This window comes from Clostridium sp. LS, assembly GCF_002760435.1.
Taxonomy (GTDB): Bacteria; Bacillota; Clostridia; order Clostridiales; family Clostridiaceae; genus Clostridium.
In genome coordinates this window covers 1-4,465 of record NZ_AUUU01000072.1, presented here as the reverse complement: position 1 = coordinate 4,465, position 4,465 = coordinate 1, and the positions used below count along the sequence as shown (strand labels likewise).

Genomic DNA, 4,465 nt, shown 5'->3' with positions numbered 1-4,465 from the left:
ATATTTTATCACTTAAATTGCGCTATCGCTACGCGTCGATTCTTTGACGCTTACAATTAAAAAAGTATAATTCCAAATGATTTGCCAAACCTTTACCAAACTCCAGTAAATATAATTCATTCTTTATATTTTCATCCTGATCACCTAAATATTGCTCAGTATTAGCAATTATAGTACCGTTTTTTCTAAATAAATGTAATTCGTGTTTATCCTTATCATAGTAGGTATAATGCAATTCTAAGTTATAAGGTTCCTTAAATAAAGTTATTGAATTAATTCTATAATACATGGTTTTTGAAAAATCATCATATATCCTAATCTCACGTTCCCATTTTTCATTTCTTTGAATATCCAACCCTCTTAATGGCCACCATCTTATCCCCAAATAAATCCCTCCTTTTATGATATATAAATTATACAAAAGAAAGAGAAACCCTTCTTAATACTACAAATAAAAAAACACTCATATTTCTATGAATGTTTCCTTCCACTTATATGTTTGGTATTGCTTTTATGAAAGTTGCTAATATCATACTACTATATATATTTAACACATGCAATTGCACAGAATATGCACGAATTATGCGAATTTGTATTACAAAAAATCTTTTTATGCCTTTTAAGTAATTACAATGATTAAATACTGTCTATCTGTCATTTTATATAATTTCCATTTTTTTAATACTTAAAATATTATTTTACATAGCTTATTATAAACTAACAAAATTAACAATGCGAATGCTACCTACATACTTTTAATTTTAGCTAATTTATTTAATATATTTGTATATTTATCATTTAATTCTATATTTATATCAATCAAATCAGTATTTTCACTATCTTTCATATCTTTTAATGATTTTTTAAATATTTTTTCAAATTTTTCTCGTATGAATAGCTTGTCCGATTCATTTATATTGTCATAAAGACACTTTCCTATCATTTCCAAGTCACCATATAATTGATAAATTTCTTCTATCATTTTATTATCTAAATGCTCAGATAACTTCGCAACATTTTTTATCCACTCATTACTAAAGAATAATTTATTTGGTGCACTACTCATAGTTCCAAACTTAATACTTTTACATACTAATTTTAAATCTTTTAGACCCAAATATAAATCATAATATACGATTAAACTATTTTCTTTTAATTCTGTTCTTTTCTCTTTTTCATCTGTATATTTCAAGGTTATTATAACTCCAGCTAAAGTACAAAGCCCTCCTATTAAAGCACCGCAATACTGTAAATACCCTAAAGCATTGCTACCGCTATTAAATATCCATTTGATACAACTTTTAACATAATAATTTGTTGAAAAAGTAGGTACAATAAATAATAGTACTATTACTACTATTGAAATACTTTTATTTTTATTAACATAGCCCCATAATTTTTCGAGCAATGTTTTTTTACTTTGATATGTAACATCCTCTTCGTAATTATCAATAGTCATTTTAATATCATCCCCTCCATTAAGTTTGGCTTCTGCCTCTTCTAATACATTAAAATAAATATTGCAAACTCTAAAGCTATTTTCATTTACAATTATCATACATGAAAATAATATAAATGCTACTATTGAGAAAAATACAATATATCCTGTACTAATATTCGAATTACTGGGATTTACTTCAGATTTTATGTTTAATATATTTAGTACACTGATAGTCACTTCTGCACTTTGATTCTTATCGTATAAATAATTACCTAATGTTGGTATAACAATAGAAATTACCATTACAATAAGTGAAATAGCAATAGCAATAAAAGGTGATTGTAACATTTTAATTTTGTTCTCCATTCGCTCCTTTTCAAATGCAATATATTCTCTTTCATTTTCAGTACTAAGAATTTGATTATAAAAATTTTTTTCGATATCTTCTTTAATCAATTTATACTGTTTCCGATTTTTATCTTTAATAATTTTGTTAAATTGCCACTTTGATATTTTTTCTATTAACACTAAATGCACCCCCATACTATATTTTACATATTTTTTCATATTAAAGCAATAAAGTGATTTTTTCGCTCATAACTTACTTATTCCTCATAATCAAAATTAGTCACATAACATCTCTTATCGATTCAGGAAACAATATAGTAATCAACTTATTCATAAGCCTCTTTCTATTCCTAGTAACTGTACTCTGATCCTTCTCTAATCTCTCAGCTATCTTCTCATCAGTTTCAAGCTTGTCTTTTTGCAAGTTTAAATATTTTAACTGTATAATATCAAAATACTTATCATCTCTAATCTTATCCAAAGCGTTCTCTATCCTAGTTAAATCCCTCTGAGTTTCTATTTTCTCTGCCTTATATTTTTCTATTAATTGAAGGTACCTATCCTCTGGACTTATACCTCCTCCAGCAGTTTGATAAACTACAATGGATCCACTAGACTGTGGTAACCCATGCTTTTCAATGTGTTGAATATCTTCATCTTTCTGTTTAACTGCATCTTTCAAATTTTCATAGTTATAAAGCAATAACTCTACTCTTTTATAGTAACTTAATTCTCTTCTTATCATATTTTGAACTTTTAATTCCTCTATAATAGCCTTTGCTGTTTCCTTAGCTGTCTTTTCAATTGTTTTGTTAACGTTTATCGAAGTATTTTTTTCATTATTTATTTTTGTTTTAGACATAGCTTTCACCATCCTTGAATATATTGATATTACCTTTAAAATCAAATATAATAATTATAGCGTTTGGGAGCGAAAGCTCTCTTTTTTTATTGCCTTTATAGCCATTCTTAGTTCTGTTACTGTATTAATATTCTATAGCAGAACTTCGAGCCAAGTTAATAATATACTTTACTTTACATAATAATTAATTAGTAACCTTGCTTTTATATTCCAAATATCATATTTCTTTATAATTTTGTAGTATGGCGTAACAACTAATAAGAAATCTTCTTTAAAAAATTGAATAATGCGATGTTTATGGAATATTAGCATTCTTAATTTACGAATGTTTATATCTATTGATAAATTAAGCTCTAAAATATTGGCAATTTCAAACCATAATATTGAATCATATGCCTCATTTGCAAGCATTACAAATGGATTATAAACTTTATAGAATAGCATAATCATACAGATTTTCCAGCTGGATAAAATTTAGGGAGTAGATATTTTTATTGCTTTTTATATTCTTGGTAAGGCAATCGAATTACAACTCCTGTATCATCGAATTTATAATTTGTATTCTCAAGAGGTGATTTCCCATAAGCCAGATTCATTCCAACCTTATAAAGAGCTTCAGCAGCAGCATGAGGGTCTTGGATAACAGTGCCTGTCATAAAACCCTTCTGTATTAAATCTTTGGCAGCATCTATTCCATCAATTCCAACAACTGAAATATTCGCTGATTTATCACCTTTGTTATATCCATATTCCTGTAAGGCTTCAACAGCACCTATTGCCATAGCATCATTATTTGAAATTATAGCTTCAATTTTGTTACCATATGTTAAAAATAGAGATTCAATCGCCTTTTTAGCTAAATCTTTATTCCACTCACCATTGATTGATGCAAGTTGTTCTGTTTTTATTCCAGCTTCATTAAGTGTTAAAATTGAGTACTTTGTTCTTATATCTACTAATGGGCTTTCAATTCTGCCTTTTAACATAACATACTGCAATATGTTATCATGATTTTTATCTATAGCTTCTTTGTGAACATTCCATTCATTAACAAGAATTTTCCCCTCTAGAATACCAGCCTGTTCACCAGTAGTTGCTATAATAACAGCATAATGTTTAATAAATTTTATTAAATTTTCGTCTGGTTCTATAAATAAAATTAATGGAATATTTTTTTTCATTATTTTATCTAGGGTATCTTCTACTTCATCTAATTTTATAGTATGTAAATTCACAATTAAAAGATCAAAATTTTCTGTAAGGGCTTTATTAATACTTTCATTTTGTATAGTTTGATTTTCTTTCGCATCAAAAAAAGTAAATTCAACTTTATCTTGATTTTCTTTTTGAATATCTTCTAAATTTTGTTTTACAAGAGAAAGATATTCATTAAAACTATGTAAGAATACGCCTATTTTAATAGGAGTTTTTTTACTAAAATTTGAATTAGCATATGCATTATTTTTAGAAATTCCTATTGGTAAAACTATTGTCATAACTAGAATCATAATAAATATTAATAATTTTTTCAAAATTTTCATTGCAATCCTCCACAATATTTCTTTAATTATAATAATTAATCTTAGAATGTGTTTTTAAGGAAAATATATTCTACTTCGTTTACTTAGCAACCTATAGTAAAATAAAAAAATAAAAGATGTCACCAAAATTAAATTTGCATTTTTTTGTTACACAATATCTACAAACTGCTTTTGATTTTAGAATGGCGCATAAAAAAATCGTAAATTCAATTTCTTTTGAACTGCACCCTGTCAAGTAGACAGTGAAAATAATAAAAAATAGTTTAAGCGGCT

At 26.5% G+C, this 4,465-nt stretch carries 5 protein-coding genes; all 5 read right to left on the bottom strand.

Annotation, left to right across the window (positions count from 1 at the left end):
* Window positions 1-28: 28 nt before the first annotated feature.
* The 5 genes from COL3_RS16860 to COL3_RS16840 all read right to left on the bottom strand — a co-directional run bounded on the left by COL3_RS16860 (window position 29) and on the right by COL3_RS16840 (window position 4,192).
* Window positions 29-385, bottom strand: coding sequence for a hypothetical protein (locus COL3_RS16860; protein WP_008420737.1), 357 nt, complete (start codon window positions 383-385; stop codon window positions 29-31).
* Window positions 386-745: 360 nt separating this feature from the next.
* Window positions 746-1,969, bottom strand: coding sequence for a hypothetical protein (locus COL3_RS16855; RefSeq protein ID WP_008420736.1), 1,224 nt, complete (start codon window positions 1,967-1,969; stop codon window positions 746-748).
* Between the two features lie 100 nt (window positions 1,970-2,069).
* Window positions 2,070-2,651, bottom strand: coding sequence for a hypothetical protein (locus COL3_RS16850; protein WP_008420735.1), 582 nt, complete (start codon window positions 2,649-2,651; stop codon window positions 2,070-2,072).
* Window positions 2,652-2,819: 168 nt separating this feature from the next.
* Complete coding sequence (locus COL3_RS16845) at window positions 2,820-3,101, bottom strand: hypothetical protein (RefSeq protein WP_008420734.1); 282 nt, start codon at window positions 3,099-3,101, stop codon at window positions 2,820-2,822.
* A 41-nt stretch (window positions 3,102-3,142) separates the two neighbouring features.
* Window positions 3,143-4,192: a galactose ABC transporter substrate-binding protein gene (locus COL3_RS16840; RefSeq protein ID WP_008420733.1), complete on the bottom strand. Its 1,050-nt coding sequence runs from the start codon at window positions 4,190-4,192 to the stop codon at window positions 3,143-3,145.
* Between the last annotated feature and the right edge of the window lie 273 nt (window positions 4,193-4,465).